Source organism: Pseudomonas sp. VMV1 (genome assembly GCF_056790235.1).
Window position 1 is genome coordinate 256,342 of sequence record NZ_JBXGSE010000004.1, and the last position, 24,330, is coordinate 280,671.

Annotated in this window: 21 protein-coding genes; 10 read left to right on the top strand and 11 right to left on the bottom strand. The window is 65.0% G+C overall.

Annotated features, from left to right (window positions below; translation table 11 throughout):
* Nucleotides 1–2: 2 nt before the first annotated feature.
* Nucleotides 3–461, bottom strand: coding sequence for a DciA family protein (locus ACUCV0_RS15490; RefSeq protein ID WP_059313617.1), 459 nt, complete (start codon nt 459–461; stop codon nt 3–5).
* Nucleotides 462–695: 234 nt separating this feature from the next.
* On the opposite strand from ACUCV0_RS15490, the gene secA reads away from it, so the two are divergent.
* From secA to ACUCV0_RS15510, 4 genes are all read left to right on the top strand, one after another.
* Entirely contained in the window at nt 696–3,437 is a 2,742-nt protein-coding gene (gene secA / locus ACUCV0_RS15495; RefSeq protein WP_059313618.1) for a preprotein translocase subunit SecA, read from the top strand.
* Nucleotides 3,438–3,622: 185 nt separating this feature from the next.
* Nucleotides 3,623–4,840 (top strand): bifunctional glutamate N-acetyltransferase/amino-acid acetyltransferase ArgJ, encoded by a 1,218-nt coding sequence (argJ, locus tag ACUCV0_RS15500; protein WP_313647383.1) that lies wholly within the window; start codon nt 3,623–3,625, stop codon nt 4,838–4,840.
* An 85-nt stretch (nt 4,841–4,925) separates the two neighbouring features.
* Entirely contained in the window at nt 4,926–5,564 is a 639-nt protein-coding gene (locus ACUCV0_RS15505; RefSeq protein WP_434775794.1) for a glutathione S-transferase family protein, read from the top strand.
* A complete protein-coding gene (locus tag ACUCV0_RS15510; protein ID WP_313647385.1) occupies nt 5,561–6,520 on the top strand; it encodes a Nudix family hydrolase in 960 nt (319 codons plus the stop codon). The genes ACUCV0_RS15505 and ACUCV0_RS15510 overlap by 4 nt, the downstream gene beginning before the upstream one ends.
* A 356-nt stretch (nt 6,521–6,876) precedes the next feature.
* On the opposite strand, the gene ACUCV0_RS15515 is transcribed toward ACUCV0_RS15510, so the two are convergent.
* Genes ACUCV0_RS15515 through ACUCV0_RS15525 form a run of 3 tightly spaced genes read right to left on the bottom strand, consistent with a single transcriptional unit; the run spans nt 6,877 to nt 9,412 of the window.
* Nucleotides 6,877–7,926 (bottom strand): alkene reductase, encoded by a 1,050-nt coding sequence (locus ACUCV0_RS15515; protein ID WP_482213067.1) that lies wholly within the window; start codon nt 7,924–7,926, stop codon nt 6,877–6,879.
* A 15-nt stretch (nt 7,927–7,941) separates the two neighbouring features.
* Nucleotides 7,942–9,105, bottom strand: a complete 1,164-nt coding sequence (locus ACUCV0_RS15520) for an MFS transporter (RefSeq protein WP_482213068.1) — start codon at nt 9,103–9,105, stop codon at nt 7,942–7,944.
* Nucleotides 9,106–9,121: 16 nt separating this feature from the next.
* Complete coding sequence (locus tag ACUCV0_RS15525) at nt 9,122–9,412, bottom strand: ArsR/SmtB family transcription factor (RefSeq protein WP_059313624.1); 291 nt, start codon at nt 9,410–9,412, stop codon at nt 9,122–9,124.
* Between the two features lie 218 nt (nt 9,413–9,630).
* Between ACUCV0_RS15525 and ACUCV0_RS15530 the strand changes: the two genes are divergently transcribed.
* From ACUCV0_RS15530 to ACUCV0_RS15545, 4 genes are all read left to right on the top strand, one after another.
* Nucleotides 9,631–10,326 carry a YiaD family glycine zipper/OmpA-like lipoprotein gene (locus ACUCV0_RS15530; protein ID WP_271653926.1) on the top strand — a complete coding sequence of 232 codons (696 nt, stop codon included), beginning with the start codon at nt 9,631–9,633 and terminating at the stop codon, nt 10,324–10,326.
* Between the two features lie 249 nt (nt 10,327–10,575).
* Nucleotides 10,576–12,714 carry a putative bifunctional diguanylate cyclase/phosphodiesterase gene (locus tag ACUCV0_RS15535; protein ID WP_313647389.1) on the top strand — a complete coding sequence of 713 codons (2,139 nt, stop codon included), beginning with the start codon at nt 10,576–10,578 and terminating at the stop codon, nt 12,712–12,714.
* 181 nt (nt 12,715–12,895) lie between these two features.
* Entirely contained in the window at nt 12,896–14,050 is a 1,155-nt protein-coding gene (locus tag ACUCV0_RS15540; protein WP_059313627.1) for a phospholipase D-like domain-containing protein, read from the top strand.
* 148 nt (nt 14,051–14,198) lie between these two features.
* Nucleotides 14,199–15,431 (top strand): acyltransferase family protein, encoded by a 1,233-nt coding sequence (locus tag ACUCV0_RS15545; protein WP_482213129.1) that lies wholly within the window; start codon nt 14,199–14,201, stop codon nt 15,429–15,431.
* Here the strand turns inward: ACUCV0_RS15545 and ACUCV0_RS15550 are convergent.
* Nucleotides 15,428–15,796, bottom strand: coding sequence for a putative quinol monooxygenase (locus ACUCV0_RS15550; protein WP_059313629.1), 369 nt, complete (start codon nt 15,794–15,796; stop codon nt 15,428–15,430). The two genes, ACUCV0_RS15545 and ACUCV0_RS15550, sit on opposite strands and share 4 nt — an antisense overlap.
* A gap of 74 nt (nt 15,797–15,870) precedes the next feature.
* On the bottom strand, nt 15,871–16,272 hold the full coding sequence (locus tag ACUCV0_RS15555) for a ketosteroid isomerase-related protein (RefSeq protein ID WP_482213069.1): 402 nt from the start codon (nt 16,270–16,272) through the stop codon (nt 15,871–15,873).
* Between the two features lie 105 nt (nt 16,273–16,377).
* On the opposite strand from ACUCV0_RS15555, the gene ACUCV0_RS15560 reads away from it, so the two are divergent.
* Both ACUCV0_RS15560 and ACUCV0_RS15565 read left to right on the top strand, forming a co-directional pair.
* Entirely contained in the window at nt 16,378–16,965 is a 588-nt protein-coding gene (locus ACUCV0_RS15560) for a GNAT family N-acetyltransferase (protein ID WP_482213070.1), read from the top strand.
* Nucleotides 16,962–17,846, top strand: a complete 885-nt coding sequence (locus ACUCV0_RS15565) for a carbon-nitrogen hydrolase family protein (RefSeq protein ID WP_482213071.1) — start codon at nt 16,962–16,964, stop codon at nt 17,844–17,846. Before ACUCV0_RS15560 ends, ACUCV0_RS15565 begins: the two co-directional genes overlap by 4 nt.
* Nucleotides 17,847–17,891: 45 nt before the next feature.
* Here ACUCV0_RS15565 and ACUCV0_RS15570 read toward each other — a convergent pair whose 3' ends face one another.
* The 5 genes from ACUCV0_RS15570 to yaaA all read right to left on the bottom strand — a co-directional run bounded on the left by ACUCV0_RS15570 (nt 17,892) and on the right by yaaA (nt 24,261).
* Nucleotides 17,892–19,412, bottom strand: a complete 1,521-nt coding sequence (locus ACUCV0_RS15570; protein WP_271653933.1) for a fumarate hydratase — start codon at nt 19,410–19,412, stop codon at nt 17,892–17,894.
* 230 nt (nt 19,413–19,642) lie between these two features.
* Entirely contained in the window at nt 19,643–20,617 is a 975-nt protein-coding gene (locus ACUCV0_RS15575; protein ID WP_271653934.1) for a 2-hydroxyacid dehydrogenase, read from the bottom strand.
* Nucleotides 20,618–20,643: 26 nt separating this feature from the next.
* Nucleotides 20,644–21,507, bottom strand: a complete 864-nt coding sequence (locus ACUCV0_RS15580) for a TIGR01459 family HAD-type hydrolase (RefSeq protein ID WP_313647394.1) — start codon at nt 21,505–21,507, stop codon at nt 20,644–20,646.
* Between the two features lie 116 nt (nt 21,508–21,623).
* Nucleotides 21,624–23,084: a mannose-1-phosphate guanylyltransferase/mannose-6-phosphate isomerase gene (locus tag ACUCV0_RS15585; RefSeq protein WP_313647395.1), complete on the bottom strand. Its 1,461-nt coding sequence runs from the start codon at nt 23,082–23,084 to the stop codon at nt 21,624–21,626.
* Between the two features lie 397 nt (nt 23,085–23,481).
* Nucleotides 23,482–24,261 (bottom strand): peroxide stress protein YaaA, encoded by a 780-nt coding sequence (yaaA, locus tag ACUCV0_RS15590; RefSeq protein ID WP_482213072.1) that lies wholly within the window; start codon nt 24,259–24,261, stop codon nt 23,482–23,484.
* Between the last annotated feature and the right edge of the window lie 69 nt (nt 24,262–24,330).

Sequence of the window (24,330 nt, forward strand, 5' to 3'; positions counted from 1 at the left end):
ACCTATTCCGCAGGCTGGCCGGTACGACTGGCCAGCCGCTCCAGGGCGGCCTTGAGCTTGGGATCGCGGATCCCGGCCGCGACCTCGCGCAGGCTGTCGGCGCCCACCTGGCTGACCTGCCGCACGGGACGGGCCCGGGTGGCGACGCCAGGGCTCGGCTGCATCTTGAACTGCACCCGCATGAGGCCGGCGAATTCCGGCGCCTGCTGCAATAGCCTGAGCAGGCGCCGCTGCTGATAACGCAGTCGTGTTGCCCAGTGGGCATCGTTGACTACCAGCAGCAGGGTACCCTCGCGCCAGCTGGCCACCCGGCAGTGGGGGCGAGCGGCCGGTTGCAACTGCTCTTCCAGCAACTGTTGCAGACGCCCCAGTCGCTCGGCCTCGCGAAACAGCGCCTTGAGCGGTTTGGCCTGGCGCAGCAGGGCAGCGGGAGCGACGGCAGGAAGCGGGCGAAAGGCCATGCGCAGGACTCGCGATGGGCGAAGAGAGGACGCCGATGGTAACAGATCGCTCTGGCGTCCTGGCGGCTGGTGCCCCGTCGTTCTTTCCTCATCGGCATTTCCGAGTAGAATGCCCGATTACCATTGCGGGACACCGCGGGCTTCAACCCCCGCGCCTAGGCGTCTGGCCAGGCTCTGTAGAGGCCTTGCCGCCCGTTTCGCTCCTCTCATTCCAGCGGAAGAATTCCAGTCGATATGTTTGCGCCTTTGTTGAAGAAATTCTTTGGAAGCAAGAACGAACGAGATGTCAAACGCCTAGGCAAGGTCGTGGTGGCCACCAATGCGTTCGAATCCCAGATTGCCTCCTTGAGCGACGAGCAACTGCGCGCCAAGACCGAGGAATTCAAGCAGCGCGTAGCCAAGGGCGAGTCCCTCGATGCGCTGATGCCCGAAGCCTTCGCCGTGGTCCGCGAGGCGGGTAAGCGCGTCATGGGCATGCGCCACTTCGATGTCCAGCTTATCGGCGGTGCCGCACTGCACGAAGGCAAGATCGCCGAGATGCGTACCGGTGAGGGCAAGACCCTGGTGGGAACCCTGCCGGTCTACCTCAACGCGCTGTCCGGCAAGGGCGTACACGTGGTCACGGTGAACGACTACCTGGCCCGCCGCGACGCCAACTGGATGCGGCCCTTGTATGAGTTCCTCGGGCTGTCGGTAGGTATCATCCTGCCGTTCCAGCCGCCGGAGGAGAAACGTGCCGCCTACGCCTCGGATATCACCTACGGCACCAACAACGAGTTCGGCTTCGACTACCTGCGCGACAACATGGCCTTCAGCATGGCCGAGAAGTACCAGCGCGAGCTGAACTTTGCGGTGGTCGACGAGGTGGACTCCATCCTCATCGACGAAGCCCGGACCCCGCTGATCATCTCCGGCCAGGCCGAAGACAGCTCCGAGCTCTATCAGAAGATCAACCTGCTGATTCCGCGCCTGCAACAGCACATCGAGGAAGAGGAAGGCAATCCGACCCAGGTCGGTCACTACACCATCGATGAAAAGACCCGCCAGGTGGAAATCACCGAGCTGGGTCACCAGTTCATCGAGGAAATGCTCACCGAAACCGGTCTGCTGGCCGAAGGCGAGAGCCTCTACTCCGCGCACAACCTGGGCCTCCTGACCCACGTGTTCGCTGGCCTGCGTGCCCACACCCTGTTCCATCGCAACGTCGAGTACATCGTCCAGCAGGACCAGGTGCTGCTGATCGACGAGCACACCGGCCGTACCATGCCGGGCCGCCGTCTTTCCGAAGGCCTGCACCAGGCCATCGAGGCCAAGGAAGGACTGCCGATCCAGCCCGAGAGCCAGACCCTGGCCTCGACCACCTTCCAGAACTACTTCCGCCTCTACAACAAGCTCGGTGGCATGACCGGCACCGCCGATACCGAGGCCTTCGAGTTCCGCCAGATCTACAACCTCGACGTGCTGGTGATCCCGACCCACCGCGAGGTCGCCCGTAAGGACTTCAACGACCTGGTCTACCTGACCCAGGCCGAGAAGTACCAGGCGATCATCGAGGACGTGAAGCAGTGCCAGGCCGAAGGCCGTCCGGTGCTGGTGGGTACCGCCTCCATCGAGAGCTCCGAGTACGTCGACCAGCTGCTGACCCAGGCCGGCATCGAGCACAAGGTGCTCAACGCCAAGTACCACGAGCGCGAAGCCGAGATCATCGCCCAGGCCGGTCGTCCGGGCGCCGTGACCATCGCCACCAACATGGCCGGTCGCGGTACCGACATCCTGCTCGGCGGCAACTGGGAAGTCGAAGTCGCGGCCCTGGAAAATCCCACCGAGGAGCAGATCGCCGCGATCAAGGCCGCCTGGCAGGCACGTCACAAGCAGGTCATCGATGCTGGCGGCCTGCACGTGATCGCCTCCGAGCGCCACGAATCCCGCCGGATCGACAACCAGCTGCGTGGCCGTGCCGGTCGCCAGGGCGACCCGGGTTCCAGCCGCTTCTACCTGTCGCTGGAAGACAGCCTGATGCGCATCTTCGCCTCCGACCGGGTGAAGAATTTCATGAAGGCCCTGGGGATGCAGGGCGGCGAGGCCATCGAGCATCGCATGGTCACCAACGCCATCGAAAAGGCGCAGCGCAAGGTCGAAGGCCGCAACTTCGATATCCGCAAGCAGCTGCTGGAATACGATGACGTGGCCAACGAGCAGCGCAAGGTGATCTATCACATGCGCGACACCTTGCTGGCCAACGAAGACGTCGGCGACACCATCAAGGGTTTCCGCGAGGAAACCCTGACCCAGGTGATCAACGAGCATATCCCGCCGCAGTCGTTGCCCGAGCAGTGGGACGTGCCCGGTCTGGAAGCCGAGATCTACAGTGTCTTCGGCCTGCAACTGCCCATCGGTCAGTGGCTGGACGAGGATGACAAGCTGTACGAGGACACCCTGCGGGTGAAGATCCTCGACCAGCTCGAAGCCGCCTACCTGGAAAAGGAAGACATGGCCGGTCGCGAGGCCCTGCGCAACTTCGAGAAGCAGATGCTGCTGCGGGTGGTCGACGACCTCTGGAAGGACCACCTCACCACCATGGATCACCTGCGTCACGGCATCCATCTGCGCGGCTACGCCCAGAAGAACCCCAAGCAGGAATACAAGCGCGAGTCCTTCAACCTGTTCCAGGAGCTGTTGGAAAGTATCAAGCGCGACACCATTCGCGTGCTGTCCCACGTTCAGGTCCGCCGCGAAGATCCGGCCGAGGAAGAGGAGCGCATGCGCCGCGAGGCCGAGGCCCTGGCCGAGCGCATGGAGTTCCAGCATGCCGAGGCGCCTTCGCTGGTCGACCCCGAGGTGATCGAGGACGAGCAGGGCGAGGATACCGTGGTGCCCTTGCAGCCCCAGCGCAACGATCAGAAGATCGGGCGCAACGAGCCGTGCCCCTGTGGGTCCGGCAAGAAGTACAAGCAGTGCCACGGCAAACTCGACTAAGGTTTTGCCGAAACGGCCGAGGCGACGGCAACCTGTCGGCATAGCCGCCGACAGGTTGTAAACTCTCGCTAGGCTGTCTGCGCCCCTTGCCCAGGCTGGGCGAAGCGGGTGCTGGAATCCCGATTTCCACGCCGCGACCGGTTTTCCGCTCGCGGCGTTTCCTTTTCTTCCACTGGAGTTTTCCCATGGCTGTCGGTCTCGGTCCGCTCTCCACGCTGCACCCGGTTCCCGGTTTCGAACTCGGTATCGCCTCCGCCGGCATCAAGCGTCCCGGGCGCAAGGATGTGGTGGTGATGCGTTGCGCCGAAGGCTCCAGCGTGGCCGGTGTCTTCACCCTCAATGCCTTCTGCGCGGCGCCGGTGATCATCGCCCGGCAGCGTTTCACCGGTCCGGTACGCTATCTGCTGACCAACACCGGCAACGCCAACGCCGGTACCGGTCAGCCTGGCCTGGCAGCGGCCGAACGCACTACCAAGACCCTGGCGACCCTGGCCAGCGTGGGCGAGGAGGCGGTACTGCCGTTCTCCACCGGCGTGATTGGCGAGCCGCTGCCCGTGGAGAAGATCGAAGCCGCGCTGCCGGCCGCCCTGGCCGATCTGGCCGAGGACAACTGGGCCGCCGCCGCCAGCGGCATCATGACTACCGATACCCTGCCCAAGGGCGCCAGTCGGCAGTTCCAGGTGGACGGCACCACCGTCACCGTGACCGGCATCAGCAAGGGCGCCGGCATGATCAGGCCGAACATGGCCACTATGCTCGGCTACGTGGCTACCGACGCCAAGGTCGCGCGGGGCCTGTTGCAGGACCTGCTGGCCGATGCCGCCAACCGCTCCTTCAACCGCATTACCATCGACGGCGACACCTCCACCAACGACTGCTGCATGCTGGTGGCTACCGGTCGCGCGGCCATGGCGGAAATCGCCCAGCCCAGCGGTGAAGCCTTCGAGCAGCTGCGCGACGCGGTCTTCTCGGTGTTCGCCGAACTGGCCCAGGCCATCGTGCGCGATGGCGAGGGTGCCACCAAGTTCGTCACCGTGCAGGTCAATGGCGGTGCCAACGCCCAGGAATGCCTGGACGTCGGCTATGCCGTCGCCCATTCGCCGCTGATCAAGACCGCGCTGTTCGCCTCCGATCCCAATTGGGGCCGCATCCTGGCCGCCGTTGGCCGGGCTGGAGTGCCGAGCCTCGACGTCAGCCTGATCGACGTCTTCCTCGGGGATGTCCAGATCTGCCAGCAGGGCGGTCGTGCGGCCACCTACACCGAAGCGCAGGGCGCGCGGGTCATGGGCCAGGCGGAGATCGAGATCCGTATCGAGTTGGGCCGTGGCAGCCATGCCGAGACCATCTGGACCACCGACCTGTCCCACGACTATGTGAAGATCAACGCCGAGTACCGTACCTGACGGCTACCCGGCGCTTCGGCGTCCGCCGTCTGGCGGGCGCCTGCGCGCGGTCCGCCGGGGCCGCATCGTTCCGAGGAATTCCCGCATGTCCCAGCTGCAACTCGTGATCGGCAACAAGAATTTCTCCTCCTGGTCGCTACGGGCCTGGCTGGCCATGGAGCTCAGTGGTGCTGCCTATGAAGAGCTGCCGGTTCCGCTCTATGCGCCCAACAGCCGCGCCTTGCTCAAGGCCCAGTCGCCGACCGGCAAGGTGCCCGTGCTCAAGCTGGAAGAGGGCACCATCTGGGACTCCCTGGCCATCGTCGAGTATCTCGCCGAGACCTATCCCGACGCCGGGCTATGGCCCGTGGATACCCTGGCGCGCGCCCATGCCCGAGCCCTGTGCGCCGAGATGCACAGTGGCTTCCTCGCCCTGCGCCGCGAGCTGCCCATGGACCTGCGTCGTCGGCAGCGGCTGAAGTCCACCACGGCCGAGGCGGTGGAAGACATCCAGCGCATCCAGCGCCTGTGGCGCGAATGCCGCGAGCGCTATGGCCAGCAGGGCCCCTATCTGTTTGGTACGCCGACCATCGCCGATGCCTTCTATGCGCCGGTGGCGAGTCGCTTCCATAGCTACGGGGTGGAGCTGTCCGCCGAAGCGGCCGCCTATGTCGAAACCATCTACGCCTGGCCGGCCTTTCAGCGCTGGCTGGCGGAGGCAGAAACGGAGGAGCAGAGCGCATGACTCGTCTGCACGTCGTCGCGGCGGTGATCCGCGATCCCCAGGGGCAGATCCTTATCGCCCAGCGCCCGGCGCACAAGCACCAGGGTGGACTCTGGGAGTTTCCCGGAGGCAAGGTCGAGGCTGGTGAAGCCCCGGCCGTGGCGCTCGAGCGCGAGCTGGCCGAGGAGCTGGGCATCAGGGTGACAGCGGCCCGCCCGCTGTTGCAGGTCCGCCACGACTATCCCGACCAAGCGGTGCTGCTGGACGTCTGGCAGGTGGACGCCTTCACCGGCGAGGCCCATGGCGCCGAGGGCCAGCCGCTCGCCTGGGTCGCCCCGCGCGCGCTGCTCGACTATGACTTCCCTGCGGCCAACCGGCCCATCGTCCAGGCCGCGCGCCTACCGGAGCGCTACCTCATCACCCCCGGCGAGTTGACCACCGCGGAATTGCTCAATGGCCTGCACCGGGCGCTGGACAGTGGCATCCGCCTGGTCCAGCTGCGTACGCCGGACAACTTCGATCCCCAGTACCGCGACCTGGCTGGCGACGTCCAGGGGCTCTGCACCGGTCGCGCCCAGCTGATGCTCAAAGGCCCGCTGGAATGGTTGGGGGATTTCCCCGCCGCCGGCTGGCACCTGACCGCCGAACAGTTGCGTCGCTATGCGCCCAATGGCCGACCCTTTCCGGAACAGCGCCTGCTGGCAGCTTCCTGCCACGACGCCGAAGAGCTGGCCCTGGCCCAGCAGATGGGCGTGGATTTCGTCACCCTGTCGCCGGTGATGCCTACCACCAGCCATCCCGGCGCTCCGACCCTGGGCTGGGTCAAGGCCCAGCAACTGCTGGCCGACTGCAATCTGCCAGCCTATCTGTTGGGTGGTCTCGGCGAGGATGACCTCAGCGGTGCCTGGCAGGCCGGCGCCCAGGGCGTGGCGGCGATCCGGGCGTTCTGGCCCACCCCGGCGCAGGTTGAGCCGTAGGTTGGCGCTGAGCGCAGCGAAGCCCAACACGGTGGCCCGTGCTCGTGGCTGTTGGGCTTCGACGATGGAACCGTCTCAGTCCAACCTACAATTCCTGACGTAGGTTGGCGCTGAGCGCAGCGAAGCCCAACAGGGTGGTCCGTGCCCATGACTGTTGGGCTTCGACGATAGAACCGTCTCAGCCCAACCTACGGTTGATGCCTGGACGTTAGGGGCATCACTGCCATGGCGGTCCGCCGATGCGGTCGCTCCTACAGGTTCAGACATCACTGTAGGAGCGGCCCATGGCCGCGATAAACCTGAATCCCCATGAAAAAGCCCGCCAATCGGCGGGCTTTTCTTGTCGGCGGGAAAAATTACAGCCGTGGATAGTCGATGTAGCCTACCGGGCCCTTGCTGTAGAAGGTATCCGGATGCGGCTCATTGAGCGGGGCATCCTGCTCCAGGCGTTGCGGCAGGTCCGGGTTGGCGATGAAGGGCACGCCGAAAGCCACGGCATCGGCCTTGCCCTCGTCCAGCCAGGCGTTGGCCTTGTCCTTGTCGAACTTCTCGTTGGCGATATAGACGCCGCCGAAGGCTGCCTTGAGCTCCGGGCCGAGGCTGTCGCTGCCCGCCGCTTCGCGGATGCAGATGAAGGCCACCTGGCGCTTGCCCAGTTCGCGGGCCACGTAGCCGAAGGTGGCAGCGGGATCGCTGTCACCCATGGTGTGCATGTCTCCGCGGGTGGACAGGTGCATGCCGACGCGATCGGCGCCCCAGACGTCGATGCAGGCATCGGTTACCTCCAGCAGCAGCCGGGCACGATTCTCGATGGAGCCGCCGTAGGCATCGTTACGCTGGTTGGTGTCGCTCTGCAGGAACTGGTCGAGCAGGTAGCCATTGGCACCATGAACCTCGACGCCATCGAAGCCGGCGCGCTTGGCGTTTTCGGCGCCACGGCGGTAGGCGGCGACGATACCCGGGATTTCCTCGGTTTCCAGCGCCCGTGGGGTGACGTAGTCACGCTTGGGACGCAGCAGGCTGACGTGGCCCTGGGCGGCGATGGCGCTCGGTGCCACCGGGAGTTCGCCATTGAGGTAGCGGGGATCGGAGATACGGCCAACGTGCCAGAGTTGCAGGACGATACGGCCGCCGGCCTTGTGCACGGCGGTGGTTATGCGTTGCCAGCCGGCCACCTGCGCATCGGACCAGATGCCGGGGGTGTCGGGGTAGCCCACGCCCATGGGATCCACTGAGGTGGCTTCGGTGATGATCAGGCCCGCCGAGGCGCGTTGCACATAGTATTCGACCATCAGGTCGCCCGGGACCCGGCCTGGCTCGGCACGGCAGCGGGTGAGGGGCGCCATGATGACGCGGTTGGGCAGTTCCAGGGCGCCGATCTTGATCGGCTCGAACAGCTGAGTCATGGCTAGCTCTCTTGATTAGCTGGCGGTCGCCAGGCCGCTCTTGCGAGCCTGGCTGGCGGTCAGCAGGGTGGCGATTAGGGCCAGCAGGGCGAGCCCGCTGGCGGCGAGGGGTACCGCGGTAAGACCCAGGCCGTGATCGATCACCAGGCCGCCGACCCAGGCACCGAGGGCATTGCCCACGTTGAAGGCACCGATGTTGAGGGTCGAGACCAGGTTTGGTGCGTCCTTGCCGAAGGTGACCACGTTGATCTGCAGGGCGGGGACCGCGGCGAAGGCAGCGGCGGCCCAGAGGAAGAGGGTGATTTCGGCCGGCAGGAAGGCGTGGCCGGTCCAGCGCAGGGCGGCGGAGGTCAGCGCCAGGGCGATGAAGATGCCCACCAGGCTGGTAGCCAGGCGCCAGTCGGCCAGCCGGCCCCCGATGAAGTTGCCCAGGGTGAGGCCCAGGCCGATCAGCAGCAGGGTACCGGTCACGCCGCGGGGCGAGACGCCGGTGACTTCCTGCAGCAGGGGCGCCACATAGGTGAAGAGGGCGAACATGGAGGCGGCAAAGAACACCGTCATCGACAGCGCCAACCAGAAGCCCAGGCCGCGCAGGGCGAGCAACTCCCGACGCAAATCGGCGCGTGGCTGGTTGCGATCGGCTGGCAGGACCCGCCAGAGGCCGATCAGGGCGACCACGCCGATGGCTGCCACCGCCCAGAAGGTCGAGCGCCAGCCAGCGGCCTGACCTAGGGCGGTGCCCAGGGGCACGCCCAGCACATTGGCTAGGGTCAGGCCGGTGAACATCAGGGCCACCGCCGAAGCGCGGCGATTCTCGGGAACCAGGCTCGCCGCCACGACGGCGCCGATACCGAAGAAGGCGCCATGGCACAAGGCAGTGACCACCCGAGCCAGCATCAGCATGTTGTAGCCGCTGGCCACCGCGCAGAGCAGGTTGCCGACGATGAAGATGCCCATCAGGGCGAGCAGGGCACGCTTGCGCGGCCAGTGGGCGGTGGCCAGTGCCATGAAGGGGGCGCCGACGGCCACGCCCAGGGCATAGCCGGTGACCAGCCAGCCGGCGCTGGGAATGGACACGCCTAGGTCGGCGGCGACGTTGGGCAGGAGCCCCATGATGACGAATTCGGTGGTGCCGATGGCGAAAGCGCTCAGCGCCAGCACGATGAGAGAAGCGGGCATGAAGATTCCTTGCAGACTAGAGGTCGCGGGCGAGGCGTTGCAGGAAGGCCTGGATGGCGGCCTCGTCGCGTTGGTAGAACACCCATTGGCCGATTCGCCGCGTGGTGACCAGCCCGGCCCGGGTCAGCACCGCCAGATGCGCCGACACCGTGGACTGCGACAGCCCGGCTCGGGCCTCGATCTGGCCGGCACAGACGCCCGTGCCCAGGTCGTGTTCCTGATGCGGGAAGTACTGCTGGGGATCACGCAGCCAGCCTAGGATCTGGCGGCGCAAGGGATTGGCCAGGGCTTTGAGGATCTCGTCCATCGCGGTCGTATCGTCATATTGGGTTGTTACGAACCTTAGATCGTAAAAAATCGATGTGCAAGCTATCGATATTTGATTTCTTCAATCGCTTGGTTAGAGCCTTGCTATTGCGATAAGTGTCCGGGCGTACCGCTTCGTTCAGTTGCGATTCAGATCACGCAGCTAGAATCGCAAGGTGCGGCCCTGTCCGCCGCAATGGATTTTCAAGGAGTAAAGACATGGCGCTGCCCACTCGTATGCTTCTCGCCAGCCTGGCCTTGGCCACCCTGGCGGGATGCGCATCCCCCAATCCCTACGAAAACCAGGGTCAGGCCAGCGGTGGCACTTCCAATACCGCCAAGTACGGTGGCCTGGGTGCCCTGGCCGGGGCGGTCGCCGGTGCCGCCATCGATCACAATCACCGGGGCAAGGGCGCGCTAATCGGTGCCGCTGCCGTGGGCGCGGCCGCCGCCGGCTATGGCTACTATGCCGATCGCCAGGAAGCCGAACTGCGTCGGCAGATGGAAAATACCGGTGTCGAGGTGCAGCGCCAGGGCGACGACATCAAGCTGATCATGCCGGGCAACATCACCTTCGCTACCGATTCCGCCGATATCGCCAATAGCTTCTACAAGCCGCTGAACGATCTGGCCAATTCCTTCAAGCAGTTCGATCAGAACAGCATCGAGATCGTCGGCTACACCGACAGCACCGGCAGCCGTGCCCACAACGTCGAGTTGTCCCAGCGGCGGGCGCAAAACGTCGCCGGCTACCTGACCGCTCAGGGCGTGCCCGCGGCCCGGCTGAGCACCCGCGGCGCCGGTCCCGACGCGCCCATCGCCAGCAACGCCACCGCCGATGGTCGCGCGCAGAATCGCCGCGTCGAGGTCAATCTGCGTCCGCTTCCCGGCGCGACTGGCGCCCCCGCCCAGTAGCGACCGCTTGTCGTCCGCGACCCGCAGTTTCCGCGCCCTGGTGAAGGGTTGCGGAAACTGCTTTTTCATTTTGCGCTCTGATAGACGTCGCGAAGGCTTCCTCCTGTCAAATTGCAGGCGGCAGGCGCCTGTCCGGCTGCTACGCTAGTAGGGTTAGAGCGACACATCGCATAACGGACACGAAGGGAAGGGGTAGCCAGCCGCTTATGGCTGCTGCACGGCGGCAGAAGCCGCGGGGAGAAAGGCTTGATGGAGTGCCCGTTGCCGCAGACAGAGCAAGGCCCGGTATTGCTGGTGGTGGACGACCGCCAGGAGAACCTGTTCGCCATGCAGGCTGTGCTGGAGGTCGGAAATTGGCGGGTGATCACAGCCGCCTCGGGTGAGCGCGCCCTGCAATACCTGCTGGACGAAACCGTCGACCTGGTGCTGCTCGACGTCCAGATGCCGATCATGGATGGCTTCGAGGTGGCGCGCATCATGCGCAGCAACCTGCGCACCCGTTTCACCCCGATCATCTTCGTCTCCGCCGAAGCCCACTCCTACGAATCGGTGCTGCGTGGCTATGCCACCGGTGCGGTCGACTACCTGCTCAAACCGGTCGATCCCAACATCCTCCGGCACAAGGTGCGCTCGCTGCTCGATCACGAGCGCAATCGCCGCGAACTGCTGCAGGCCACCCAGCAGCTGGAGCTGGCCAAGTCCTTCAGCGATTCGCTGCTCGACAATGCCGCCGAGGGTATCCTCACCGTCAACGAACAGGGGCGGGTGACCTTCGCCAATGCCGCCATCGCACGCATGCTCAGATGCAGCGTCAGCGATCTGGTGCACGCCAACTTTCTCGATTTCCTCGAAGGCGGCAGCGGCCTGGACGACTGGCAGACCTCGCCCTTCATGGAGCACTACGACCGCCGCGAGACCTATCGCCTGCATGATGCGCGCCTGCGGACCAACCGCGGCGACAGCCTGCCGGTGGCGCTGTCCTGCGCGCCGCTGCCACGCATGCAGCGCGCCATGGTCATCATCGCGCTGGACATGTCGCGCATGCGCGAGCTGCAGGACCAGCTCGAATCCCAGGCCGTCACCGATGCCCTGACCGGGCTGCTCAACCGCCGTGGCTTCAACCAGACGCTGGAAGCGGCGCTGGCGCGCAGTGGTCGCAACGGCAAGCGCATGGCCGTGCTCTACATCGACCTCGACGGCTTCAAGCGCATCAACGATTCCCTCGGCCACGAAGCGGGTGACCGGGTGCTGTGCATCGTCGCCGAGCAGCTCAAGAGCTGCATGCGGCCCTACGACATCCTGGCGCGCATGGGTGGCGACGAATTCACCGCCCTGCTCGATTCCCTGGAGCATCCCGAGGATGCCGCCCGGGTCGCCGAGAAGCTGCTGGAGCTGTTGGCCACGGTGCATCGCATCGACGGCATGGAAGTCAGTCTGGGCGCCAGCATCGGCATCGCCAGCTATCCCGATTGCGGCCATACCGTGGACGGCCTGCTGCGCTCGGCCGACATCGCCATGTACGAGGCCAAACGCGGTGGACGCCAGCAGTACCGCTTCTTCTCACCGGAAATGAATGGCCGTGCCCGCTCACGACTGATGCTCGAAGAGAGCGTGCGCAATGCCATCGACAACAAGGATTTCGTCCTCGCCTACCAGCCGCAGGTCTATCTGCGCGATGGTCGCCTGCGCGGCTTCGAGGCGCTGCTGCGCTGGGAGCACACGGTGGCCGGCAAGGTCTCGCCCAGCGTCTTCATCCCGCTGCTGGAAGAGACCCGGCTGATCAATCGCATCGGCGACTGGATCTTCCGCGAAGGCGCGACCAAGCTGCAGTCCCTGCAGGAGATCTATGGCGACGAGCTGCTGCTGAGCATCAACCTCAGCCCGGTGCAATTCGGCATGCCGCAACTGGCGGAAAGCCTGCGCCAGATCATCGAGACTCACCATCTGCGGCCCGAGCAGATGGAAATCGAGGTGACCGAGTCGGCGCTGATGCACGACATCGACTACACCCGGGCGCAGCTGTCGCAATTGCGTGCCCTCGGCGTGCGCATCGCGGTGGACGACTTCGGTACCGGCTATTCCTCACTGGCCTACCTGCGTCACTTCGAGCTGGACACCCTCAAGATCGATCAGCTGTTCATCGCCAACATGCTGGACTCCTCGCGTGATGCTGCCATCGTCAGCACCATCCTCGAACTGGGTCGCAACCTGGATCTGGAAGTTATCGCCGAAGGCGTGGAGACCCTGGAGCAGCGCGACTGGCTAATCGAGCACGGCTGCGAAATCATGCAGGGCTTCCTGGTCTCGCGGCCACTGAGCGCCGAGGTGACCGGACGTTTCCCCCAGCAGGTGGACTGGACCGCGCGACGACCCGAGCCAACGCTCTAGGATGCGCTGATACTCTGCTCCGACCGGTGCCCGTCCATCGGGCCCGGGGGCCTAGCCATGCCCCATCCAGAGCTTGCCGAGGTGCGCCGACCAAGGCCCGGTTAGCCAAACCGCGAACCTCACTGAACGAACCCACGCGCGTGCCTTCTTATGCAATGGCCACAGGCACGGAGTAGGAAGCATGCGGGGCGCCGTCTTTCCATGGCGGGAAAACAACAGGTTCGAATTGCTGGTGGACGGCGGTCGGTTCTTTCCGGCCATGCTCGAATCCATTGCTGGCGCCAGTCGCCAGATCGATGTCGAACTCTATCTGGTGGAAGCCGGGAGCTGCTCCGAACAGCTGCTCGTGGCGCTGACCGAGGCGGCCCGCCGGGGCGTCGCGGTGCGCTGCCTGTTCGATGGCTTCGGCACCCTGCGGATGGACGCCGGCTTGCGCCGCCAGCTGGAGGAAGCGGGCGCCGAACTGCGCCTCTTCAATCCCGTGCGCTTCGGCCACGGCCTGCACAATCTGCACCGCGATCATCGCAAGATCTTTATCATCGACGGCGAAGAAGCCTTTGTCGGTGGCAGCGGCGCGACCGATGACTTCTGGGATCCGGCCAAGAGCGACTGCAACTGGCACGAGGTGATGGTGCGCATCCAGGGGCCACTGGTGGAAGACTGGCTGGCACTGTTCGAGCGGCAATGGGAGGCGGTCGGTCGCCGTCGCGCCTGGAAGCCGCGTCCGCGCCGCGGCCGCGAACGCCCACCACCACCACCGGCCGCCCAGGAAGGGCAGGGCCGGGTGGCCTATGCCGATGCCCGCCAGCACCGCGATATCCTCCAGGCGCTGATTCGTGCCCTGGTAGGGGGCCGCGAGCGCATCTGGTTCGCCACTCCCTATTTCCTGCCGACCTGGCGCGTGCGCTGGGCGTTACGGCGCGCCGCACGCCGCGGCGCCGACGTACGCCTGTTGCTCACCGGCCGGCATACCGACAACCCGCCGGTACGTTTCGCCGGGCAGCGCTACTACCGCAGCCTGTTGCGCGCCGGTGTGCGCATCTACGAATACCAGCCCAGGTTCATCCACGCCAAGATGGTGCTGGTGGACAACTGGGTCAGCGTCGGTTCCTGCAACTTCGATCACTGGAATCTGAGATTCAATCTGGAAGCCAACGTCGAAGCGGTCGATCGCGGCCTGAGCCAGGCGGTGGCGGCCAGCTTCGTCAAGGATTTCGCCCAGAGTCGCGAGATCACCCTTGAGTTCTGGCGCAGTCGTCCCTGGTGGCGGCGCGCCCGCGAATGGCTATGGGGCTCGCTGGATCGTTTGGTGATTGGTGTACTGGGGCGCGGTTAGCAGCCCCAGATGTCAGGTGCGGGTAACATAATCGATCCGGTGCGGTAGGCCGGACCCATCGTCCCGCGGACGAGGCCAGACGAGTAACGCCTTAGTGCAGAATTTAGATAAACACCGCTTCATTGGTCTGGAGTGGCTCAGGTTCCTGATGGGGTTCTATGTGGTCGTCTACCACACCATCCATTTCTATCCCGAGCGCAAGACCATTCCCCTGCTGGACGAAATCACCAGCATGGGTTTCTTCGCCACCAGCACCTTCTTCGTGCTCTCCGGTTTTCTGCTCGCCCATGTCTATTGTGGTCGCGGCAGCCTGCGTGAGCCGGCGCGCAGCTTCTGGGTCAAGAGATTCGCCAACCTCTATCCGATCCACATCTTTGCCCTGCTGCTGGCGATGGCGGTGGTGACCTGGATCGGCGACCTCGGCATACCGCCAGGCGCGGCCACGGCCAGCATTCGTTTCGTGGTGTTCGACACCAACGAGCCCCTGGCGCGCACCAACCCCGAGTTGTTCCAGCACTTCATGAGCAATGGCGAGCTGGCCTTCAACGCCGTGTTGCAGCTGTTCATGCTGCAGGCCTGGAATCCCTATTACCTGACCTTCAACGCGCCGCTCTGGTCGATCTCCGCACTGTTCTTCTTTTACCTCACCTTTCCCAAGCTGGCCCCGCGCCTGATGACCAGCGAGCGGCCCTGGCAGCTGTTGCTGCTGGTATGGGTGCTCTACCTGATCCCGCCGCTGCTGGTGATCGCCAACCAGAACTACGGCATGCCCTTCACCGGTCTCCTGCAGCGGGTACCGCTGTTCCGTCTGCCCGAGTTTCTCGCTGGCATCCTTCTGTACGCGATCTTCCGGCGCCAGTACCAGCGCGGCTGGACGCTGTCGGAGCGGCAGCGGGTGCTGTTGGCGAGCTACCTGATCCTGAGCTTCGCCATGGGGACTGCGCTGTTCACCCATGGGCCCAAGTTCTGGTATTTCCTCTTCCACAACGGCCTGTTCCTGCCGTCGCAGCTGATCCTGGTCTACCTGGCCGCCCTGGCAAGGGAGCCTGCCAGTGAACTCATCCGCCATTGGTCGCCCCGGCTGGGGGCCGCGTCACTGTCCATGTTCGCCCTACATGTACCCCTGTCGGGCATCTACATGACCCTGGAACAGCTGATCGGTGGGAATCTCAAGGCGTGCCTGAGCGGCAATCGCGAGGTCTGCATCGCCGCGGCGGGGGCCTATACCAATTCCATCGTCTGGTATTGGCTGTTCCTGTTGGCGGTGGTGGTACTTTGCGTACTGTTCCAAGAGCGGCTGGTGGTGCCGACCCGCAAGCGCATCCTCGCGGTGCTACTGCCACGGCTGGCGCCGCAGCAGAAGCCACCTGTGCAAGGCTAGCGGCGAAAACCTTCGGCCATGACGAAGAAGCGGGCGTTCAGCGCCGCCAGCGGCTCGCGTAGCTGCTCCAGCTGATCGGCCGCGCCGAATACCTCGAAGCGTTCCAGCGTCGCGATGGCCTGGGCCTGTTCCAGCAGATCGCCGACGTTGTCCAGGTGAGCGAGCAGCGCCTGGGCGTCGCGATAGCCTTCACGGCAACGCGCCGTGGCGCCGTCGTAGCAGAAGCCGTAGTAGAGGCAGCCGGGTTCGCTCTGGGTGCGCTGCAGCATGGCCTCGCCCAGGCGCTTGAACGCCTCGACCTGATCAGGCTGGATGGCGAAGACGGGGGCCAGGCTGCAGACGGAATCGCTGGGAAGGGTGGGCATGGGAGCTCCAGGGGGCAGGGATCGTCTTCATGCGACCCCTGCGCGCGGACAGTGCTCCCGCCAGCTGACGGACGTCAGCCGCCGACCTGGGCGATCCAGTCGTTGAGATTGTAGTAATTGGTGACCCGCGCCACCTTGCCGTCGCGGATCTCGAAGAAGGCGCCGGCTGGCAACTGGTAGGTCTGGCCGTTGGCAGCGGGCAGCCCTTCATCGCTGGCCAGGTATTCACCGTGGACGACGAACTCGGCGGCAGCGCGCCGGCCGTTGGGTTCGCTCATCACGACCAGATCGGTCAGCCGCTCGCGATAGCAGCGATTCATGTGCGCCATGAAGATGGCGAAGGCGGCCTTGCCCACCTGCCGCTCGCCCTGATTGATGTCGTGGACCACGTCCTCGGTGAGCAGGTCGAGGAAACGCTCCATGTCGCCAGCATTGAAGGCGGCATAGTAGGCGTCGATGAGATCGGTCGTTAGCATGGCGGCTCCTGTCGTTGATGAAAAAACGGCGTTGCCGACGCATGGTAGGGTGCCTGGACAACGCCGACATAGCCATTCACGTCTCCTGCTTAACCAGAAGAGTCCATGGACATCCAACTTCTTCACGGCGCCGCCATCGCTCCGCTGATTCCCGAGCTCGCGGCACTGCGCATCGCGGTCTTTCGTGAGTTTCCCTACCTCTACGACGGCACCCTGGACTACGAGTCCCGCTATCTGCAGACCTACGCCAAGGCGCCAGACAGCCTCTGCGTGCTGGTCCGCGATGCCGGCCGGGTAGTGGGCGCTGCCACCGCCCTGCCGCTGGTGGACGAGACCCTGGAATTCCAGCAGCCCTTTCTCGCCCATGGCTGGCCACTAGAGCGGATTTACTATTTCGGTGAGTCCCTGCTGCTACCGGCCTACCGCGGCCAGGGACTCGGCCGGCGCTTCTTCGCCGAGCGCGAGGCCCGCGCACGGCAGCTGGGGCGCTTCGCCTGGTGTGCCTTTTGCGCCGTGCAGCGCCCGGACGACCATCCGCGCTGTCCGGTGGAGTATCGACCCTTGCACGGTCTTTGGCGTGGCGAGGGCTTCGTCGAGCATCCGGAGTTGCTGGCCCACTACCTCTGGCAGGATCTCGACGAGACTGCCGAATCGCCCAAGCCCATGACCTTCTGGCTCAAGGAGTTGCCATGATCCGCCTCGCCGCCTGCCAATACGCCATCGACCTGCTGGAGTCCTGGGATGCCTATGTCGTGCACCTGACCGACCTCTGTGAGGAGGCCGCAGCCGAAGGCAGTCAGCTGCTGCTATTACCCGAATACGCCGGCCTGGTGCTCAGCGGCCAGCTGCCGCCCGACGAGCGCAGCGACCTGCAGGGCTCCATTGCCGGCATCCAGCCACTGATTCCGGCTTGGCGCGACCTCTGTGAAAGCCTGGCGCGTCGGCTGCGGCTGTACCTGTTGCCCGGTTCGCTTCCCGTCCTCGATAGCGACGGCCAATACCGCAATCGCGCCTGGCTGTTCGGTCCCGAGGGCTGCCTGGGCCATCAGGACAAGCTGATGATGACCCGCTTCGAGCGGGAAGAGTGGAACATCTCCAGCGGCCGCGAAGGCTTGCGAGTATTCGATACGGCCCTGGGGCGTCTTGGCATCCTGATCTGCTACGACAGCGAATTTCCGCTGCTGGCCCGCCACCTGGCCGAAGCGGGAGCTGATCTGCTCCTGGTGCCGAGTTGCACCGATACCGCCGCCGGTTTCCACCGGGTACGTGTCGGCGCCCAGGCCCGGGCGCTGGAAAATCAGCTGGCGGTGCTGCAGGCGCCGACGGTGGGCTTGGCGCCCTGGTCGCCGGCGCTGGACGAAAACGTCGGCCGCGCCGGACTCTTCGTCCCGCCGGATCGCGGCATGCCGGCCGACGGGGTGGTCGCCCAAAGCAGCGAGCTCTGTCCCGCCCTCAGTCAGTGGCTGTATGCCGATCTCGATCTGGAGGAGGTGCGACGGGTCAGGTCCCACGGCCAGGTATTCATCCGGCGCGATTGGCCGGACCAGTCGCGGGCATTGCAGCCCCGCCCCTGAATGAAAAAGCCCAGCACTGGGCTGGGCTTTTTCGTCGGGCGGCGCTTAGATCTCGACGGCGAGGCTGTCGGCAATCTTCTTCTGCCACACCTGCGGACCGGTGATGTGCACCGACTCGCCACGGGTGTCGACGGCCACGGTCACCGGCATGTCCTTGACCTCGAACTCGTAGATGGCTTCCATCCCCAGTTCCGGGAAGGCCAGCACCTGGGAGCCCTTGATGGCCTGGGCCACCAGGTAGGCGGCGCCACCGACGGCCATCAGGTACACCGCCTTGTGGTCCTTGATCGCCTCGATGGCGATGGGGCCGCGTTCGGACTTGCCGATCATGCCCAGCAGACCGGTCTGGTCGAGGATCTGGCGGGTGAACTTGTCCATGCGGGTGGCCGTGGTGGGACCGGCCGGCCCCACCACCTCGTCGCCTACCGGATCGACCGGGCCGACGTAGTAGATGAAGCGGCCCTTGAGGTCCACCGGCAGCGGCTCGCCCTTGTTGAGCATGTCGACCATGCGCTTGTGGGCGGCGTCGCGACCGGTGAGCATCTTGCCGTTGAGCAGGACGGTCTCGCCCGGTTGCCAGCTCTGTACTTCTTCCGGGGTCAGGGTGTCGAGGTCGACGCGACGAGCGCTCGGGCCGGCTTCCCAGACGATTTCCGGATAGGCGTCCAGTGGCGGGGCTTCCAGCGCTGCGGGGCCGGAGCCGTCGAGCACGAAGTGGGCGTGGCGGGTGGCGGCGCAGTTGGGGATCATGCACACCGGCAGGGAGGCGGCGTGGGTCGGGTAATCCTTGATCTTGACGTCCAGCACCGTGGTCAGGCCGCCCAGGCCCTGGGCGCCGATGCCCAGCTGGTTGACCTTGTCGAAGATCTCCAGGCGCAACTCTTCCAGACGATTCTGCGGGCCGCGGGCCTTCAGCTCATGGATGTCGATCTCGTCCATCAGCGATTCCTTGGCCAGCACCGCGGCCTTCTCGGCGGTGCCGCCGATGCCGATGCCCAGCATGCCTGGCGGACACCAGCCGGCGCCCATGGTCGGTACGGTCTTGAGCACCCAGTCGACGATGGAATCGGACGGGTTGAGCATGGCCATCTTCGACTTGTTCTCGGAGCCGCCGCCCTTGGCCGCGACATCGATCTCCACGGTGTTGCCGGGGACGATCTGGTAGTGGATCACCGCCGGGGTGTTGTCTTTGGTGTTCCGGCGAGCACCGGCCGGGTCGGCCAGGATCGAGGCGCGCAGGACGTTTTCCGGCAGGTTGTAGGCGCGACGGACGCCTTCGTTGATCATCTCGTCCAGGCTCAGGGTGGCGCCGTCCCAACGCACGTCCATGCCAACCTTGGCGAACACGGTGACGATGCCGGTGTCCTGGCAGATCGGACGGTGGCCGGTGGCGCACATCCGCGAGTTGATCAAAATCTGGGCGATGGAGTCGCGCGCGGCGGCGGATTCTTCGCGCAGATAGGCCTCGTGCATGGCCTGGATGAAGTCGACGGGGTGGTAATAGGAGATGAACTGCAGGGCGTCGGCAACGCTCTGGATCAGGTCATCCTGCTTGATCACGGTCATGTACGCGCTCCTCTTGGCGGTTTCTTGCGTCTCGGCCACGGGCGGTGGCGAGACGGGCGCGCAATTCGGGTCGCACGGACCGGGCCGCGAAGGGGCCCGATCGGAGGGGTGGCCTGGACACACTGAGAGAGGCCCACCCGGCCGGGCGGCCGACCCGAGAGCGGCGCGGCAGTATAGCCTTTAAGGGGCCGTACGGCACGCCGCCTGGGACGGCAGCGGGCGATCAGCGCTCAGCGGCGCTCCAGAGCCGCCGGATTGACCAGGTCGGTCGGCTGCTTGCCTTCGAGGGCCGCGATCAGGTTGTCCACCGCCCGCTCCGCCATGGCAAAGCGCGTTTCGTGGGTGGCCGAGCCAATGTGCGGCAGGGTCACCACGTTGGGCAGCTCGAACAGTGGCGAGGCGTCCAGGGGCTCGCGGGTATAGACGTCAAGGCCCGCGCCGCGGATCTGGCCACTGCGTAGGGCCTCGATCAGCGCCGGCTCGTCGATGACCGGGCCGCGCGCCAGATTGATCAGGATGGCGCTGGATTTCATCAGCCCCAATTCGCGTGCACCTATGAGTCCTTCGGTAGCCGCCGACAGAGGCACCACCAGGCAGACGAAGTCGGCCTCGCGGAGCAGGTCGTCCAGCTCGCGGCGCTGGGCATCCATCTGCTCTTCCAGCTCGGGTTTGGCACTGTTGGCGGTGTAGAGGATCGGCATGTCGAAGCCGAAATGGCCGCGCTTGGCGATGGCCGCGCCAATGCGGCCGGCGCCGACGATGCCCAGGGTACGGCCATGGATATCGGTGCCGAAGTGCTCTTCACCGATGCCCTTGCGCCAGAGACCGGCCTTGACGAAGGCATCCAGCTCCGGCACCCGCCGGGCGGCACTCATCAGCAGGGTGAAGCCCAGGTCGGCAGTGGTGTCGGTGAGCACGTCCGGGGTATTGGTGAGCAGGATGCCCCGCTTGGTCAGGTAGTCCACATCGTAGCTGTCGTAGCCAACTGACACGCTGGCGATGGCTTCCAGGGTGGTGGCCATTTCCAGCTCCTTCTCACCCAGCTTGCGGCTGGCGCCGATCAGGCCCTGGGCCTTGGCGGCGGAGGCAGCGAAGAGGTCGACGTTGGCACTGAAGGGAATCACCTCGACCGTGAAGTGCTGGCGCAGACGCTCCACCAGCTCTTCGGGCAGGCGGTTGAAGACCATTACGTGCTTCTTGCTCATCGATACCTCGGCGTGTGGAAAAGGGGTTAGGCCAGACCCGCCGCCGCGAAACGCGGTAGCGCAGGATGCTGGTCCAGCAGCGGCGCCAGGCCCTCGCGGGTAGGCTCCTGATTGAAGTCCAGCCCCAGGGCCTCGCGGTGGATGCCGGTGGCGGCCAACCAGAGACAATCGATCTCCGCGGCCACCGCACCCGGCACATCGGTCACCAGGGAGTCGCCGACGAACAGCAGGCGCTTGGCGCCACGCGTGGCCAGTTCCTCTGCAGCGCAGCGGAAGGCATAGGGATCGGGCTTGCCGTACCAGGTGACCTCGCCACCCAGGGCGGCGAAGCGATCGGCCAGCTTGCCGGCCGCATAGAAGGGTAGACCCCCGGACACCACGTTACGATCCGGGTTGGCGCAGAGAAAAGGCTTGTCCAGGGCAGTCGCCAAGGGTGCGAAGCGGGTCTCCAGCTCGTCTTCCGGAAAGCTGCCGACGCCGAGGATGATGGCTGCCTGGTCGATCTCCTCGACGAAGCGCTCGCGGATCTCCGCGGGCCAGCCCGCCTGGCCGGTTCCAGGGCCGGACAGGTAGATGCCGCCCTCGCGGAATTTCGCATCCTGCAGGAAGGCATCGATGGCCAACTGGCCCGAGGTGGTGATACCGGCGAATAGTTCGCGTGGCACGCCCAGCTTGCCCAGTTCCTCGACCATGCCGGCGGCGTCGCGGGAGGCGTTGCTGAGGAACCATACCGGCTTGCCCTCGGCCGCGCGGCGCTCCAGCCACGCACGGGCGCCGGGAAAGGTCTCGTAGCCGTCGATCAGCACGCCCCAGAGGTCGAGGATGAAGCCGTCGTAGGCGGCCAGCGCCTCGTCCAGTTGATCGAGGCGGAGCAGGGTGGGAGAGGTCATGCAACGGATCCGATGGCGAAAAAGAGAAACGACAAGCCTAACCGGTTTGCCGAGCGATTGCCGAAAACGCAGACACCGGCCTTGGCCGGTGTCTGGGGATTGCCGTGAGGCGGGGCTTAGCGGGTGGACGCCTTGCCTGCCTTGGCGACTTCCAGGGCCTGGGTGTCGACGCGGCCGTAGATGTCTTCGAAGCGAACGATGTCGTCCTCGCCCAGGTAGCCACCGGACTGCACTTCGATCAGCTCCAGCGGTACCTTGCCGGGGTTGGCCAGGCGGTGCACGGAGGTCATCGGCAGGTAGGTGGACTGGTTCTCGGTCAGCAGGAAGACCTTGTCGTCACAGGTGACTTCGGCGGTACCGGACACCACGATCCAGTGCTCGGCGCGGTGGTGGTGCATCTGCAGCGACAGCTGGGCGCCCGGCTTGACGGTGATGCGCTTGACCTGGAAACGCTGGCCCATGTCGATGGAGTCGTAGGAACCCCAGGGACGGAAGACTTCCTGGTGCGCCTTGACCTCGTTGCGGTTCTGCTTCTCGAGGGCGTTGACCAGCTTCTTGACGTCCTGAACCTTGTCCTTGTGGGCGATCATGACCGCGTCCTTGGTTTCCACCACGACCACGTTTTCCAGACCGACCAGGGTCACCAGCTTGCCGTTGCCATGCACCAGGCAGTTGCGGCTGTCATGCAGGACGACGTCGCCCTTGATGACGTTGCCATTGCTGTCCTTGGCATGGACGTCCCACAGCGCGGACCAGGAACCGACATCGTTCCAGCCGGCGCTCATGGGCACCACGCAGGCGCGGGTAGTCTTTTCCATGACGGCGTAGTCGATGGAATTGTCCGGGCAGACGGCAAAGGTGGCGGCATCGATGCTGATGTTGATGCCGTCGATGCTGCTGCGCTCCAGCGCCAGCAGGCAGGTGTCATAGATGTCGGTGTCGTGCTTCTTCAGCTCTTCCAGGAAACGGCTGGCGCGGAACAGGAAGATGCCGCTGTTCCAGCAGTAGTCGCCGGAGGCCACGTATTCGGTGGCGGTGACGGCGTCAGGCTTCTCGACGAAGCGCTCGACGTGGGCCACGCCCTGGGGCAGACCCTCGTTGGAGCCGGTCTTGATGTAGCCGTAGCCGGTCTCGGGCGCGGTGGCCGGGATACCGAACAGCACCATCTCGCCACGCTCGGCGGCGGCGGCGGCCTGTTGCAGGGCGGCCTTGAACTGGGCTTCGTCCTCGATCACGTGATCGGCGGGCAGCACCAGCATCAGGTCGTCCTTGCCGTCAGCGACCAGCTGCATGGCAGCGATGGCCACGGCCGGCGCGGTGTTGCGACCGAAGGGCTCCATGATCAGGGCCTGGGGCTTGCACTCGACGGCCTTGAGCTGCTCTTCCACCAGATAGCGGTGTTCGGCGTTGCAGACGATGATGGGGCAAGCGATGCTGCCCTCGCAGCCCAGGCGATTGATGGTCTCCTGGAACATGGTCTGTTCGCTGGTCAGAGCCAGGAACTGCTTGGGGTAGAGCTTGCGCGAGAGGGGCCAGAGTCGCGAGCCGCTACCACCGGACAGGATGACGGGAATCATGGGCGTTACTCCTTCAGCGTCTGCTGATTTTGTGGCCGCTGTCCCTGAGGTCGGGACGAAGCGTCCGTGCTTCGAAAGATCAACCGGCCGAATGGTCGACCGGTACAAATTGAACGTGCGGACTGATTGCCATTGGCCATCATGGCCTAGGGCAAGGACCAGACAAAGACAGAATCAAACGAAAGTGGTTCTCAGCGAAGTTTCCTTTTTCCGGAAACACAGCGGTTTTGAGATGTCCGGCAACTTTTCGTGCCTGGAACGCCACCGCTGCACGGCTGAAACCTTTTTATTGGAGGGAGATGACAGTCTTTCACGGATATAGGTCATCGAGTGTGACCCTTTAGCCAGTTCGGCAGCGCCAAACCCGGGCCGGGCTGCCACTTGTCGATTTGCCAGCTTATTCAAGCGGGGTATCCCGCAGGAATACTAGCTTGTCAGCTGTAGATCGCTCCGTCGAGTAGCGATAGCCCTGATCGTCGAAATCCCGCAGGTCATCCACCAGGGTGATGCGTTGCTTGATCACATGCCGTGCCATCAGGCCCCGTGCCTTCTTGGCATAAAAGCTGATGATCTTGTAGTCGCCATTCTTGAGGTCGCGAAATTCCACATCGACGACCCGGGCCTGCAGGCGAGCGCGGCGCACCGCGCTGAAATACTCGTTCGAGGCCAGATTCAGCAGGACGTCATCGCCCTGGGCCGCGAGGTCCGCCTTGAGCCAGTCACTGATACGGTCGCCCCAGAAGGCATAGAGGTCCTTGCCGCGCGGATTGGCGAACCTGGTGCCCATCTCCAGGCGATAAGGCTGCATCAGATCCAGCGGACGCAACAGGCCATAGAGTCCGGACAGCATGCGCAAGTGGCGCTGGGCGAAGTCGAAGTCGTCTTCCTGAAAGTCTTCGGCGGCAAGGCCCGTATAGACGTCGCCCTTGAACGCCAGCAGCGCCTGCTTGGCATTGTCCGGCGTGAAGTCCGGGGTCCAGCTGCCGAAGCGGGCGACGTTGAGGGTGGCGATCTTGTCGGACACGCCCATGAGCTGAGCGACCTCAGCCGGTGCGAGCGTCTTGAGTCCGTCGATCAGCTCGCGGGAGTGGTCCAGGTATTGCGGCAGGGTATGGCGGGACGTGCTCGGCGGTGTGCTGTAGTCCAGCGTCTTGGCAGGTGAAATCACCATCAGCATCGGCTTGGCTCCTCTTGGCGAGGCGCCATTCTAGAAGCCTCCGTCGCCGGGCTCCAGTGGGCCTTGCCC